This is a genomic window from Natrialba sp. PRR66 (assembly GCF_034808065.1).
GTDB classification, from domain to species: Archaea; Halobacteriota; Halobacteria; order Halobacteriales; family Natrialbaceae; genus Natrialba; species Natrialba aegyptia.
The window spans coordinates 493,507-508,330 of sequence record NZ_JAXHGN010000004.1; the positions used below are offsets into that span (position 1 = coordinate 493,507).

A 14,824-nucleotide genomic window follows, 5' to 3' on the forward strand; every position below is an offset into this window, starting at 1 on the left:
AAATCACGGGGGTGTGAGGTGTTTCTGTTAACCATTTACGGTTTCGTATACAAACATAGCAGATAAATAATTTGGATATTATAACCAATATCGATATTCATGTGAGATGGGTTATTATATGGGGCGTAGACACTGTCTAGTTTAGCACCTCTGTTGACATCTGTTAAGTGTGTTATTGGTACGGTCGTTGTGTGTTGTAGTAGTGTACGAACTGCTCATGACATTCTCTGACGCTCGTCCGACTGCCCACCCACGAATTATGGAAGCGGTCAACGTGCATCTTGAAGGTCTGAAACCACTTTTCGATCAACGTAGTTGAGCTGACCGGTCAACCCTAATCGGGAGAGAGAAGTCAGATAACCGTAGCCATCGACGAGGAACATTGTCTCGGAGAAATCGTATTTCCCGGTCAGTCTGTGAATAAATGTAGTGACTGGATCAGTCCCTCTCAGTCCGAAGACTTCGACATCAGAATCAACCGCGAGTCAAGGTATATTGCAGTATACACCCAGGACCAGTCGACGTTAATAGTGACAGAATCTCAGTAATAGCGACTCGCGGCGACTTTATCGTCCGCGGGTCTGGAACACTGTCAGCCAGTCGACGGAACCCGTTGTCAAAGTGTTTGATAAGAACGTTGTATGCCGAGCAAGCAAAGAATCGCTTGTGTTTCTCGAAGTGAATAACCGGTTACATAAAGGCAGACGGCGAACACCCTAACAGGCGTCGCCGTCCGATCCCGCTTCCAAGATTTATCAAATTCCGCCGTGTAGCACTCGTTGAGCAAGTCTACGAGTGACAGCCTAACCTAACTCTCCGACCTGCTCGCTTCTCAAACTGGCCAAACTAAACACTGCCCTTATCCCGTATTCGCTCTTCTGTAGGAGATTGTTAATACTGTTCAGCTGTCACTGGGGAATCGAAGAGAGCAAGGACACCGCGTCAGCGGTGTCCGTTAGGCATGATTCCGCTCGATGTGTTTGGGTCGGAATCGGTCGCAGCGGACCTGTTGGCGCAGGTTCGCTGGCGTAACGGTGTTACTTGCCCTCGCTGCCGTTCTGACCGAACGGTCAAGAACGGCAGCTATGGTCACTTTCAGCGCTATCTCTGTAAGAATTGCGACCGCACGTTCAACGACAAGACCGGAACCATCTTCGCCCATTCGAAAGTCGCACTCAGAAAGTGGTTGTTCTCGATTTACGCATTTCTCCGGTTTAACACGAGTCTTCGCCAGCTTCAGCTAGAAATCGACGTTCAGTACAAAACGATCTACCAGCGCGTCGAGCACTTCACGAAGGCGCTCGACGCGCCTTCGCTCGACCTCGTCAGCCCCGTCGAAATCGACGAAGTCTACGTCTCTGCAGGGCTGAAAGGCCGCGAGCGCGACCGACCGTCGCGCTCGCATAGCCTGTCCACGCGTGGACGTGGATCGTACGAGCAGGACAATCCGCCGGTGTTCACGATCGTCGATCGTGGCACCGGCGACCGATACGTGATCCCCGCGAAATTAGCCGACGAATCGACGATTCGACTCCTTCTCGCAAACCGCGAGAAGGAGCCACTAACCGTCTACACTGACGGATTTCGCGCCTATAATCCCTTGGCCAACATTCTCATTTCCCAGTTCTGCGACCGCAGTTTCGAGGCTCTCCTCGAGTGTGTTCTCCTGTGATCCCATCCGGATTCTCCGGATTCGCTCGCGTTCTTCCGCGAGATTGACCAATTCAAAGTAGGTCGTAAATGCGCGGGCGACGGTCCGCTGGTTGTGAGAAGAGAGTTCTTCGAGTTCTGCTACCAGGGGCTCGCGAGAGCCGAGATCTCCGGAGCGGTAGTCGATCGCCGTTCGTCGGCATGACTCGACCGCCTCGAATGCCTCGAGGGACGTCTGCTCTTCGAGGATGTTCTCGAGCAGCGCACCGAGGTCGGTGACGTCTTGACTGATCTCTCTGTTATGCAGTCCCATATCACCCGAATGGTGACTTACCGTTAAAAATCCTTGCCCACGAATTACACGTTGTTTGATGATTCAGCGGGAATTCGCCGTCGTCAGTTTTAGTTCTGAACCCTATACGACCACTCGTTCGTTCGAATTAGCACGGTCGACTGACCGTCTCGCGGATACAAAGCGAATGTTTCTTACATTCGGCCGATTTGGAAAGCGGTGTGAATCTCGGAATCGCTTTCGCCGGCCTCGCTGCGCTACTCTACGGAACGTCATTGTTCGCGATGAAACAGTGGTTCGCCGAGTACCCGTCGTCGACTTTTCTGTCGATCACCTACACGCTCTCGGTCGTACTCTATTTGCCGGTGGTTCTCGCCAGTGATGCGCCCTTCCTCCCGGCGTCGAACCGAATGGAAGCCCTCGGTTCGATTTTCGCGGTAACAATGTTGACAGCCCTCGCCATGGTCTTTTTGTTCCGCTCGATTCGACTCGGCGAGGTCTCGTACGTTTCGCCGATCAGCAAAATCATTCCGGTGTTCGTCCTGCCGCTGGAAGTGGGTCTACTGAGCCAGCGACTCTCCGCGCTCCAGGTCGGGGGCGTGGGTATCGCAACGATTGCGATTTACATCGCTAACTGGCAAGGAACGACGCTCCTCGCTCCGATCGAGCGGGCCAGTCGGTCACGGCCGGCTCAGCTGGCGCTGCTGTCGGCCGCGACGTTCGCGGTCGTCGATGTGGGCAAACGCCTGCTGATGCAGGAGTTGGCCGTCGCGCCAACGACGTACGTTCCGTTGATGTTTCTCGGCGTCGCCGCGTTGATGGGGCCGGTAGCGATCCGCGCTTACCGGCCGGACGACTGGTGGCGCGATTTGCCCTATTTTGTCGTCACGGCACTCATCATTGCGTCCGGCAACCACGTCGTCCTGCTCGCCTTTCAGCGACTGCCCGCGAGTATCGTCTCTCCGGTGGTCAACGGACAGGCAATCGTCGCCGTGATCCTCGGGGCGATCTTCCTCGAGGAGTCACACCTGCGCGCTCGTCTCGCTGCGACGGCCCTGGCTATCGTCGGTATTACGATGATCTCCATCGGGTGAGCGAGCGATCGACGATACGGCTCTCGGCTCAGCCTGTCAGAAGCGCTGATCGATACATCGTTCGTGTCTTACAAACGAAGCGGGAGATCAGAGACGATAATAACCTCGTTGTGGAGCAATTGTCGGTGTGGGATTACGAGAGTACGGTTGTAAACACTTCGGGAAACGATGCTCAGTTTCGTTTGGCAGGAAGCCACTCGTCGTTCGATCGACGAGCAGCGTTACTCCCCGTATCGGGTGATTCGTCACGATCAAACGGGAAGCGGACCGACCGGTTGGAGTTACGGCCGCGTTCACCAGCACTCGTTCACAGGAACCGGAATTTGTTCGTTACATTCGATACGGAGATGTGGACGGCGTTTTCGACTCGCAAACGCAGATTTCCGGTCGCTTCGGAACGGCGTGAAGACCGCTCGTCGGTCTCTGGGGTCGAATAGTGGTCGACAAATGTCGGTGCTGGTACTCTTTTCCAGGGGCGATGATGGCCCCGAACACTCATTCGAACGAGAAACTATAAGGGCCGTTCGAGTCTTGTTTCAGGTATGCTCGACGAAGACGAATATAGACTCGGATTCGGGACGTACAGTCTCACTGACGAGGATGGAATCGACGCTCTTGTGAGAGCGATCGAGTTGGGATACCGCCACCTCGATACGGCCCGGCTGTACGGAAACGAGGAAGAGGTCGGCGAGGCCATCGCTCGCACCGATGTCGATCGCGACGACCTGTTCGTCGCGACGAAGATCGCCCATTTCGAGGAACCGGAGAGGACGCCGGAGTACGTTCGAAACGGCGTCGAGGAAAGTCTTTCCCGACTCGGAATCGATACGATCGATCTACTCTATCACCACTGGCCTCGCAACCGGGACGACATCGAGACTGTACTCCCCGTCTTCAACGAACTCGTCGATGCAGGACGGGCCGAGCACGTCGGTGTTAGCAACTACACGCCCGCCGATCTGGAACTCGCCGCCGATCTCCTCGAACCGTCGCCGTATGCGGTCCAGGCTGAAATGCATCCGTTCCTCCCACAGGAGGAACTCCGCACGGCCGTTCGGGATCGCGATGCGTACTTCGTCGCCTACTCCCCGATTGCACAGGGCAATGTATTCGAGAGCCCTGAGATCTCAGCGATTGCCGACAAGCATGACACGAACGAGGCTGCGGTTAGTCTCGCCTGGCTCCTGTTGAAAGACGCCGTCGTTCCGATCCCCCGGTCGAAGACGCCCGACCACATTCGGAGCAATCGCGAGGCACTCGAATTCGAGTTGGACGACACAGATATCGAACGGATCGATGGTATCGATCGCCAGGCCCGCTGCGAAGATCCTGACTGGATGGAGTGGGAGTGATCAGGTCCGCTATAGCGTCGCCGTCGGTCGATGATTACGTCGGTCGTTTTCGCAGCGATCCCGACTGGTGGATCTCGAGTCGATCTGGAACTAGCGGCTGACGCTGTTCTCCATACCTTTTTCGTCGTAGGTCCGGATGAGATCGGCGATGAGTTCGACATCTCGTTTCGATTCTTCCGGTGGCGTCCGGGGCTCGGCCGTTCCCTCGATACACCCGAGGAAGTGTTGGAGTTCGCGTTTGAACGGTTCGTCCGACGATGGGGTGTACTTGGTCTCCGTCGTCTCCTCCGTGCCGAGTTTGGCGCGGACGTCTGATGGGGTGTTCTTAATGAACGCGTTCGAGAACTCGATCGACACCGATCCCTCGGGAGCGTCGACGCGGATCCGCTCGTCGTACCACTTTCGGTCGCTTGTCCCGGTCGTCAACAGACACCGTTGGCCCCCTTCGTAGCGGAGTTGCGCGGTGATGAACTTCCAGTCGTCGAAGACGTCGATGTGGTCGATCCGTTTGACGGATCCGAACACGGATCGCAACGCGTTGATGTCGTGGCAGATGCTTTCGAGGTGGAAGTCGTACGCCTGCGAGAGCGTCTCGTCGTTGGTGCCGATGGCTTCTTCGACCTGTTGCCGGCGGGTTTCGTTGCTCTCCTCGATGAAGGAGTCGTCGAGGTCGGCGTAGACGATATCGTAGTTCTCCTCGATAACCGATCCCACATTCGGCGGGATGATGGTACCAGTGACGAGGTCGATATTGGACAGTTCGTCGACTGCTGATCGGAACCGCTGGAACCCGGGATCGAAGCGCTTCATGTAGCCGACCATGCAGGTCGCATCGGTTTCCGCGGCCGCGTCGACGACCCGCTGGGCGTCCGACGGCGTCACGGCGACCGGTTTCTCGACGAACGAGTGTAAATCCGCCTCGAGGGCGGCCACGGCCACCTCCGCGTGGGTTTGCATCGGCGTCGTAATGACCACGCCGTCGAGCGCGTCGGCCTGGTCGTCGATCAGCGCCGCGCTCTCCGTGTACCGGTGGGAAACGTTGTATCGTTCTCCAAACGACTCGACCACGTTCTCGCCGGGGTCGGCGATTGCATGGATGTCAACCTCGGGCAGTTCCGCTAGGTACGGAACGTGCATGATCTGTGCGATAGCGCCGACACCAATGACTCCAATCTTCATTTCAGGAGCAGATTCGGTACCATCCCACAAATAATTTACCAAAGGATAGAACGCCATAATTCCGATTCCGTTCCGATCCCAACTCCGACTCCAATTTCGACTCGGACCGAGTTCAGTGTGGGATCGGCAACGGACCGGTGTGTCGGTGAGCGGGGTCCGATATCTATTTGCACGATGCGGTCAACCCGTACAGTATGTGGTCTCTCAATCTTCCTGGGTGTAGTCCCGGGATTGGAACGAGCGTCCGACGGTATGGGAAACGGGAGTGGACCGAAACGGAACTGACCGCCGAGGCTGTGCCGCCCTGCGGAGGGAGAGTTCGATGACTCTTCGAGTCGGATTCATCGGCTACGGCTTCATGGGACAAGCGCACGCGAACGCGCTGGCCCGTCTGCCGATGTTTTTCCCGGAGGCACCGGACACCGACCGGCACGTGCTCTGCGGGCGCAACGAGAAGCGCGTCGCCTCGGCCGCGGAGCGGTTCGGGTTCACGCACACGACCGACGATTGGGAGACGCTTGTCGACCAGGTCGACGTTCTCTACAATCTCGGACCGAACGATCTTCACGCCGAGCCGACGATCGCCGCGCTCGAGGCGGATGTCCACGTCCTTTGTGAGAAACCGCTCGCGGCCTCCATCGGGAACGCCGAGCGGATGGTCGCGGCTGCGCGAGAGAGCGACGCCGTCGCCGCGTGCGCGTTCAATTACCGGTACGTCCCTGCGCTTCGGCTGGCGAAGGACCTGGTCGACCAAGGCGCGCTCGGCGAGATCAGACACGTCCGCGGGAAGTATCTCGTCGACTGGCAGGTAGACCCTGCACATCCCTGGGTCTGGCGCAACGACGTCGAGCGGGCGGGGTACGGGCAGGTAGGTGATGTCGGCTCGCACACGATCGATCTGGCGCGCTGGCTCGTCGGCAACATCACCCGCGTTAGCGGACGGCTCGAAACGTTCGTCGACGAGCGGCCCGCGCCGGACGGTAGCGGCAAGCGGCCAGTGACGACCGACGATGTCTATCTCGCGACAGCGTCGTTCGAGTCGGGCGCGGTCGGTGTCTTCGAGGGCTCGAGCGTGGCGTCGGGGCACAAGGCTACCAACGCGATTGAGATCATCGGCTCCGAAGGCGCGATCCGGTTCGATCTCGAGCGACTCAATGAACTCGAGGTGTACGATGCAGACCGGCGTGGCTACGAGCGGATAATCATTACCGACGACGACGATCCGTACGGCGACCGATGGTGGCCAGCCGGCCACACGATCGGCTGGGAACACACGGTCGTCCACGAGAACTACGAGTTCCTCCGCGCAATCGCGGGCGAAGGTGACGATATCGTTTCCTTCGGCGAGGCGCTGACGGTTCAGCGAATCGTCGACGCTATCGTCCGAAGTGACGATCAAGGCCGTCAGATCGCAGTCGAGACCGACGGCTGATCGCGTGTTCGATCCCTCTCGCCGGAAAGGATTCTCGATCGGAGTGGTATCCATTGTTCTCGCTTGAGCGGCCGCCGCCGTCGCTACCGGCAATCACGAACGGCTGCAAAAAGGTGTATGGTAGCGATTGTGACGAGGGACGATTCCGCTCGACTATCGGTTCCGGTTCGTCCTTACGCGTCGGTTGCGTCGTTCCAGTGATCGATGTTGCGCTTCGCGTGGACGAGCCTGTCGTTGCGCTCGTTCTCGATTTCGATCGTGATTTGTCCGTCGTATCCGATGTCGTCAAGCGTCTCGTCGACGGCTTCGAAGTCGATGACGCCCGCTCCGAGATCGACAAACGACGTGAGGAATACGAAGAGACTATCGTACTGGACGTTCCCCGCGGAGAGGGTATCGACGTGACTCTGGAAATCGACGGTCGGATCGATGTCCTTGAGGTGGACGTACGCGATGTCGTCTGCGAATCGGTGGATGCCGTCGATGGCATCACCATAGGGATAGTAGTGTGCCGTATCGTACAACAACTCGAGGTTGTCCGGCGCACGCTCAAGCCATTCTTCGATTTCCTCGGGACTCTCGACGTGCGAGGCCCCGTGATGGTGGAGGACGGGCGTGACGCCGGCGTCGGCGGCCGCCGTACAGATCTGGTTGAGCCACTCGTCGAACGTCTCGTCGGTCTCCTGACCCCGCGGTGGCGGCAAGATTCCGAGGAAGCGGGCGTCGAGTTCGGCCGCGATTGCGGCGCCGTCGACCGCCGCCTCGACGTCTGCTTCGTTGTTGAGCCAGCCGGCCATGACACAGTAGATGTTGAGGCCGCTTTCCTCGAGGGATTCCTGGAGCGAATCGACGCCGATGTATTCGACTTTGCCGAGACCGATCTCGACGCCGTCGTACCGGCAGGCGGCGAAGTCACCGAGGCCCTCGGACAGTACCTCCGCTGGGTCGTACATGATGGTCGTATATCCTACGCCCATACACGACCCACTACCAGGCGTGATAATAAATGGTGTGGTTTGGTGACGAATGTCGATTCACCGCCGTGGAGTACCAACCGGTAACCGTCTTCCTCAAATCAGTCCGTCGAGCTGCCGTCGAAACGAGGTCGTCGATCGACCGGGGAATCGGTCGATGGACATCTACATCTCGATGAGGACCTTCCCGTCGACGCGCTCCGCCGCCTGCCGGAGTGCGCCGTCAGCGTTCGAGAGGTCGAACGTCGACGTGATTATCGGTCGGTTGTCGAGCCGTCCGGCGGCCATCAACCTGACCACTCGCGGGTAGACTTGTTGACCGGTATGTCCCTCCGAACCGTATAACTGAGCGCTGTTACCCTGGTACTTTCGCAGCGCAATTCCGGGGTCGGAGCCGGCATTGCTGATATGGACCACGTTTGCGGTCTCCGCCAGGGTGTCTTCGATCGAGGGGTAGGTCTGCCCGACCGCACCGGCGGTCTCAACGTGGACGTCGGCACCCGCACCGTCCGTGACCGACGCGATCGTCTCGACCGGAGCGCGTTCAATCGGGTTGTAGACGTGTTCGTGCCCGAGGTTGCGGGCGATCTCGCGGCGCTCATCGGCGGGCTCGAACGCGATCACTTTTCCCGCGCCGGCGGCCCGCGAAACGTTCATGCCGGTGAGCCCGATCGGCCCCGCACCGTGGTAGACGTGGTAGTCCCCCGGCAAGATTCCCTCGGCTCGAGCGAACAGCCCGTGGTACGTGATGGTGCTCGGCTCAATCGTCGCGGCGGCTCGAAGCGCCTCGTCGTCCGTTTCGTACGTTTCTCGAAGCGCCGACACGTCCCAGCACAGTTTCTCCGGGACGGCGACATACTCCGCGAACGCACCCGGAATCGTGAAACCGATCTGTTCGAAGTTCTCGCAGTGTCCGTTGAATCCCTGTCGGCACATATCACAGCGCCCGCAGTAATCGGTGACCTCCGCAGTGACCAGATCGCCCGTTTCGAACAGTTGCGCATCGTCACCCGTCTCAACGATCTCGCCTGCGAACTCGTGGCCGATCACGTTCGGGAGGCTGAGGTACGCCGAATAGTGGACGTAGCCCTCATCGTCCGTCTCGAGCATCGAGGCGTCGCTCCCGCAGATGCCCGCGTACCGAACTCGAACGAGCACCTCGTCATCGTCCGGCGTCGGCCGTTCCCGCTCGGTCATCCGGAATTTGGGGTTTCGCCACACCTGCGAGGCGTTCATCGCTTTCTTTGAGTCGCGCTCGGCATCAGAAACCTCGTACTCCGCGCGGGGTTCCCACTCAGCGTCCACTACAAGGGATTGCATACTATGGGGATTCTTGGCATCCAATATAATAATATCGGTGCCGGGACAACTCCGATCGACGAGGACGGACGCTCGGTCGATTCGCTGGTCGTTCTCCGATATCACTCTCGCGGTCAGTGGTCCGCTTCGAGATCAGCGAGGTCCCATTCACCGGTGATGATCGCACCGGAGTCGGCGCTGTCCGGTTCGACGACGGCTTCGACGAACGCGGGACCGTCGTGCTTGATAGCCTCCTCGATCGTTGCCGTGAGGTTCTCGGGTTTGACGACGCGTTCGGCGAACTCGATGCTGAACGCGTCGGCCATCTTCACGAAGTCGACATCACCGTCGAACTCCGTGTTGAGAACGCGGTCCCAACCGTACTTGTCGACCTGCAGGTTGCGGATCGATTTCCAGCCGTCGTTGTTGACGACAACCCAGGTGACATCGATATCGTGTTCAACTGCGCAGGCGACCTCTTGGTTGCACATCAGGAAACTACCGTCGCCTTCGATGTCGACGACGGGCCGGTCGGGTTCGGCGAGTTTCGCGCCGATCGCGGCAGAGACGCCAAAGCCCATCGTCGAGAACCCGCCACAGGAGATGTTCGTCTGCGGATCGTAGACCGGGAACTCCGGATTCGTGATCTCCTGGGGTTGGCCCGCGCTCGAGACGATCATACCCTCTCGGGGCAGCGCCTCGCGGAGGCTCGCGAGCGCGCGGGAAATACTCATGGGGACGTCGTCGGTGTGGCGCTGTTCGACCTGCTCCTGCCAATCGGCCCACAGACGCTGGGTCTCGTCGTAGTACTCGTTGTCCTCGGTTGCGACTTCGTCGACGCGGTCGGTGACGGCGTCGTGGAGTTGATCGGTGACGACCTTGGCGTCTCCGAGGATGCCAACTTCGACGGGGTAGTTCTTGCCGATCTCCGTATTGTCGATATCGACGTGGATCAGCTTGCTCGGCGGGATTTCGAAGCTAACGCCCTGTTCGAACGAGGAGGTGTGCAGGTCGGAGAACCGACAGCCGATCCCGAGGACGACGTCCGCGTTGCTCGCGAGTTCGTTCCCGGCCGACGAGCCGATCCAGCCTGCGTACCCGACGAAGAGGTCGTGGTCTTCGGGGATGATTCCCTTCGCCTGAAATGTTGGAATGACGGGCGCTTTCAGGTGCTCGGCGAGCGCTTGGACCTCGTCCCAGGCCTCACCGAGCATACAGCCGCCACCGGGGACAATTACGGGTCGATCGGCGTCGGCGAGCAGGTCCGCGGCCTCTTCGATCGATTCGGGGTCGCCGCCCGGTCGGCTATGCGTGCGTGTTTCCTCGGGGTCTGGAATCTCGACGTCCGCGGCGCTCCCCTGGACGTCCATCGGGATGTCGACGTGGACGGGACCCGGCCGACCCGTGACAGCGATCTGGAACGCGCGCCGCAAGATTCGAGGGAGCTGTTCAATGTCCCGCGCGACGAAACTCCGTTTGGTCACTGGTTCCATCACGCTCGGGAAGTCGCCGGGTTTCTGCCGGTCGAGTTCCTGCAGGATCCCCTGGCCGTACTCGTGAGTCTGTGGCGCTCCGGTGAAGATGACCATCGGGATCGAGTCGACGTAGGCCGTTGCAGCGCCCGTGACGGTGTTCGTCGCCCCCGGTCCAATCGAAGTGAAGACCGCGAGCGGGTCGCCGGACGCGCGGGCATAGCCGTCCGCAAGGTGGGTCGCGCCCTGTTCGTGTCGCGGCTGGATGACTTCGACGTCGGAGTCGTTGAACGCGTCGAGCAGGTTCGTGCTTCCGTGACCGGGGATACCGACCAGATACTCTACGCCCTCCTTTTCCAGATACTTGGCGACGACCTCGCCGCCGGTAAGCATGGGCATATTCAATGGATTACCACGCTGTGACATAAACATTCGCCCTCGCGTGTCGATCTATCCATGACTGCAATCCGACGAGTGGCCGAGACGGAAGCGGAGGGTACCATACGACGGTTGTCTCGTGCGGTGCGAGTGGGAGTCAAGAGCACCGTAGAACCGTCGCAGGGATCGATACGCTCTTGGTCGATACCGGAGTCACGTAGTCGTATGGTCATTCACAGCGACTGGGGGTCGTGGCTCCCGCGAGCGATTGAATCGGCAGATCCTGTCGGCGTCGCCGTCTGGTATCTCGGTTGCAACGGGTTCGCTCTCAAGGGAAGCGGAGGGACGACGATCTTCATTGACCCGTATCTCGGGAACGGGGATCCGCCGCGAACGATTCGCATGCTCCCGGTCCCGTTCGAGCCATCGGCCATCCGCGGTGCGCACGCAATTCTCGCGACCCACGAACACGTCGACCACGTCCACGGCCCGTCGCAGGCACCGATACTCGCGAATACGGGCGCGTCGTTTTACGGACCGGACGACGCGGTTGCCGTCGCTCGGGAAGACGAGACGTGGCCGGCCGCCTACGATATCTCCGACGAACAGTTGACCGAGGTCGCCGAGGGGATGTCGTTCGATGTCGGTGAGTTTCGGATCCACGTCGAACCGGCCCACGATCCCGATGCGAGCCATCCGGTCACGTACGTCGTCGAACACGAGGCCGGCACGTTTTTCCACGGCGGCGATTCGAAACCGGCTGATGCGTTCGCCGAGATCGGTTCGCGATACGATCTCGACCTCGGCGTATTAGCCTTCGGTACCGTCGGAATGATGCCGGACCGAGAGACCGGAGTACCGACCGTGACGAAGTGGTACAACGATGGAAACCAGTGTATCGAGGCCGCACAGGATCTCAGGCTCGACCGACTGCTCCCGAGCCACTGGGATATGTGGAAGCGGCTGACGGCGAATCCGACTGCCCTTCGCGATCACGCTCGAAGCTTCGAGCATCCTCGACGCCTCGAGATCGCCGAAATCGGGGATCACATCGAACTCTGAGCCGAGTGACTGTCCCAACCAGTTGGAGAGCTACGGCGTCAGCGAGGGGCCACCGATAGTCACAGCGATGGGATTACGTCGTCGTTCATCACTTCAAATAGTTGCTCGGGATCCGGGCTGGTGTTGGCAACCGCGATCCGATCGAAGCCCATCTCGGCGTACGCTTCGAGCTGGGCCGCGATCGTTGACGGATCGTCGGCGATCAGGAACTTCGCTTCGACTTCTTCGCGGGTCGCCTTCTCACCTTCCGCCTCGATTTCCTTCGGGTTCGCCATCGCCCGGTCGAAGACGTTCTGGGTCGTCGCCCACCACGGCCGCGTCGCCTCCAACGCTCGTTCGTAGTCGGGGTGGTAGGACGCGGTCACGAGCAGTGTCGTTTCGATCGCGTCCGGATCGTTTCCCTCCTCTTCGGCGTACCGACGAATCGCGGGGTAGAGCCGGTCTGTGAACTCTTCACCCTTTTTGACGGTGACGAATCCGTCGGCGTATCGCGCCGCAAGCCGAGCGGTGCTCGGTCCGTTGGCCGCGATGTGGATCTCCGGCGACGTCTCGGACATCGTGTATAGCCTCGCGTCGTCGAGTTCGAATCGCTCCCCGTCGTAGGTGACGAATCCCTCCCCGTCGATCCGCTCGCTGACGTCGTCGCTGACCCACTCGTCGTCGCCCCAGAGTGCGCGGATGATCTCGAGGGCTTCCTCGAGCCGGTCCCGGCGTTCGGGGTACTCGGGCCAATCGAACCCGAGCGGCGTCTCGTTCATTGCCTCGCCGGTGGAGAGACCGAGCAGCACCCGGTCGTCGTGAAGGTGTTGGAGCGTGGCGAACGCCTGTGCGATCATTCCAGGATGGTAGTGTCCCGTCGCGGGCGTCACGCAGGTACCAATCGGGCCGTCAAGCCGTTCCGTGGCGGCGCCAAGCCAAGACCACGCAAACCCGGAGTCGGCCTTCGTGTGGAACCACGGGTGGAAGTGATCCGACGTCCAGACGGTTTCGTAACCGCTGTTCGTGGCGTGTTCCCCGTATTCTAACAGCGTCGATGGATCGTACTGCTCCTGATGCGCCATGTAATCGATTCTAACCATCGTCACCTGACAGTACGGAGGACCGTGCATTAGGTTTTGTGCTCGGATGTCGATCGGAACCGAGCGAGCACGCGTTTCGTATCGAGGAGAGCCGCAGTGAGTTTATCTGGGGTCTTCCATCAGGGTGGTATAGTACCCGAACGGACTACCGATCCGTGTAGTCGTCGAGTTCGTCGAGTCAGGACCGCGCCTTCCGGTGTTTGTCGACGGCGTCCCAGTCGAGTTCGATACCGAGCCCCGGCTCGTCCGGGACACTGAGGCGTCCGTTCTGAATGAGTGGCTCGTCCCGTGCGACGAGATCGTCCCACCACGGTACTTCACGGGCGTGATACTCGAGGGCGACGAAGTTCGGGACCGTCGCGCCGACGTGGGCGGTCGCGATCGTCGCGACCGGGCTCCCGATGTTGTGCGGGATCAGTGCCTGGTAGTAGGCTTCGGCCATATCTGCGATCTTTTTGGTCTCAGCGATACCGCCGGTTTTCGGAACGTCGGGAGCGAGGAAGTCCACCGCCTGCTCTTCGATCAGGTCGCGGAATCCGTGACGCCCGTAGCGGTTCTCGCCGGTCAGCAGCGTGACGTCGGTCGATCGCTTCAGCTCTCGCATCGCGTCGGTATTTTCGGGTGGAAGCGGGTCTTCGACCCAGGCGAGGTCGTAGGGTTCGATGGCCCGGCAGAGCCGTTCGGCGGTTTCGGGGCTGAAGTTCCAGTGAAGGTCGACCGCGACCTCGGCGTCGTCGCCGACCTCGTCGGTGACGGCTTCGACGACGGACCGTTTGTGTTCGATCTCCGGCGGATCGAAGTGCCTCGAGAGCGTGTCTATGTCGCGGCCGGAGGGAACGTCAAGATCGAATTTGACGGCGTCGAAACCGTCGTCAACCGCCAGCCGAGCGGCCCGCGCGTACGCTTCGGGTTCGTAGGTCGTTTCCGCTTGGCCCTCCTCGGCCGAGGAGACCATCGCTTCGCCGGCGTGACAGTCGGCATAGACGCGAACCTCGTCGCGGGTCTTCCCGCCGAGCAGCTGGTAGATTGGCTGGTCGAGGATTTTCCCGGCCGCGTCCCAAAGCGCGATCTCGATACCGCTGATGGCAATCGTTCCGATGCCCCACTGCGATCCTCGACCCGAGAGGCTCTCGCGCATGAGGTTGTAGAGTCGCTCGACGTCGAGCGGGTTCTCACCGACGAGTACGGGTCGGAGGTAGTCTGTGACGATCTCGTGAACGCCCGGTGAAGGGTAGGCTTCGCCGATTCCCGTCACTCCCTGGTCAGTCTCGAGCGTGACGATCGTCCACGGGAAATTGCCGTCGATGACGAAGGAGTCGACATCCGTTATCTCAGCCGTCGGTCCGTCCCGTTCGGGTTCTTCGTCGAAGTCTGTCCACATCGTCGCCGCGAGTGTTGATGCAAAGTCCTCGTACATGATCTGTGTCGTATGTTGCTGGCCGCGTTCCGCAGTCATCTCTGGTCTCCCGATCGCGATTCCATCGCGGAGCACGCCCGCGACGAACCGGCCGCATGTCCGAACCGGCGAGGTACGGCACCTCGTGCCGGTCTCGCTCCGTAC

Annotated in this window: 10 protein-coding genes and 3 pseudogenes; 5 read left to right on the forward strand and 8 right to left on the reverse strand. The window is 60.0% G+C overall.

Annotated elements, in window-relative coordinates; all coding sequences use genetic code 11:
• Positions 1–172: 172 nt before the first annotated feature.
• Positions 173–802: pseudogene (locus tag SM755_RS16300) on the reverse strand (DDE-type integrase/transposase/recombinase).
• A 159-nt stretch (positions 803–961) separates the two neighbouring features.
• On the opposite strand from SM755_RS16300, the pseudogene SM755_RS16305 reads away from it, so the two are divergent.
• Positions 962–1,603 (forward strand): annotated as a pseudogene (locus SM755_RS16305) (transposase); the annotation flags it as partial.
• 3 nt (positions 1,604–1,606) lie between these two features.
• Here the strand turns inward: SM755_RS16305 and SM755_RS16310 are convergent.
• A pseudogene (locus SM755_RS16310) lies at positions 1,607–1,963 on the reverse strand (phosphoenolpyruvate carboxylase); the annotation flags it as partial.
• A gap of 200 nt (positions 1,964–2,163) precedes the next feature.
• Between SM755_RS16310 and SM755_RS16315 the strand changes: the two are divergent.
• Positions 2,164–3,036: a DMT family transporter gene (locus SM755_RS16315; protein WP_323173592.1), complete on the forward strand. Its 873-nt coding sequence runs from the start codon at positions 2,164–2,166 to the stop codon at positions 3,034–3,036.
• Positions 3,037–3,578: 542 nt separating this feature from the next.
• Positions 3,579–4,388, forward strand: coding sequence for an aldo/keto reductase (locus tag SM755_RS16320; RefSeq protein ID WP_323173593.1), 810 nt, complete (start codon positions 3,579–3,581; stop codon positions 4,386–4,388).
• Between the two features lie 90 nt (positions 4,389–4,478).
• Here the strand turns inward: SM755_RS16320 and SM755_RS16325 are convergent, their stop codons facing one another.
• Entirely contained in the window at positions 4,479–5,567 is a 1,089-nt protein-coding gene (locus tag SM755_RS16325; protein ID WP_323173594.1) for a Gfo/Idh/MocA family oxidoreductase, read from the reverse strand.
• Between the two features lie 322 nt (positions 5,568–5,889).
• Here SM755_RS16325 and SM755_RS16330 point away from each other — a divergent pair, with 322 nt between their 5' ends.
• Positions 5,890–6,999, forward strand: a complete 1,110-nt coding sequence (locus tag SM755_RS16330) for a Gfo/Idh/MocA family oxidoreductase (protein ID WP_323173595.1) — start codon at positions 5,890–5,892, stop codon at positions 6,997–6,999.
• A gap of 173 nt (positions 7,000–7,172) precedes the next feature.
• On the opposite strand, the gene SM755_RS16335 is transcribed toward SM755_RS16330, so the two are convergent.
• The 3 genes from SM755_RS16335 to SM755_RS16345 all read right to left on the reverse strand — a co-directional run bounded on the left by SM755_RS16335 (position 7,173) and on the right by SM755_RS16345 (position 11,143).
• Positions 7,173–7,976: a sugar phosphate isomerase/epimerase gene (locus SM755_RS16335; RefSeq protein WP_323173596.1), complete on the reverse strand. Its 804-nt coding sequence runs from the start codon at positions 7,974–7,976 to the stop codon at positions 7,173–7,175.
• A gap of 162 nt (positions 7,977–8,138) precedes the next feature.
• On the reverse strand, positions 8,139–9,293 hold the full coding sequence (gene iolM, locus SM755_RS16340) for a scyllo-inosose 3-dehydrogenase (RefSeq protein ID WP_323173597.1): 1,155 nt from the start codon (positions 9,291–9,293) through the stop codon (positions 8,139–8,141).
• Positions 9,294–9,406: 113 nt separating this feature from the next.
• The gene (locus SM755_RS16345; protein WP_323173598.1) at positions 9,407–11,143 is read right to left on the reverse strand and encodes a thiamine pyrophosphate-binding protein; all 1,737 of its coding nucleotides are present in this window, start codon (positions 11,141–11,143) and stop codon (positions 9,407–9,409) included.
• A gap of 204 nt (positions 11,144–11,347) precedes the next feature.
• On the opposite strand from SM755_RS16345, the gene SM755_RS16350 reads away from it, so the two are divergent.
• Complete coding sequence (locus SM755_RS16350) at positions 11,348–12,184, forward strand: MBL fold metallo-hydrolase (protein ID WP_323173599.1); 837 nt, start codon at positions 11,348–11,350, stop codon at positions 12,182–12,184.
• Between the two features lie 59 nt (positions 12,185–12,243).
• On the opposite strand, the gene SM755_RS16355 is transcribed toward SM755_RS16350, so the two are convergent.
• Together SM755_RS16355 and SM755_RS16360 are read right to left on the reverse strand one after the other, a co-directional pair.
• Complete coding sequence (locus SM755_RS16355; RefSeq protein ID WP_323173600.1) at positions 12,244–13,263, reverse strand: TIGR03557 family F420-dependent LLM class oxidoreductase; 1,020 nt, start codon at positions 13,261–13,263, stop codon at positions 12,244–12,246.
• 178 nt (positions 13,264–13,441) lie between these two features.
• Positions 13,442–14,680: a mandelate racemase/muconate lactonizing enzyme family protein gene (locus SM755_RS16360; RefSeq protein ID WP_323173697.1), complete on the reverse strand. Its 1,239-nt coding sequence runs from the start codon at positions 14,678–14,680 to the stop codon at positions 13,442–13,444.
• Between the last annotated feature and the right edge of the window lie 144 nt (positions 14,681–14,824).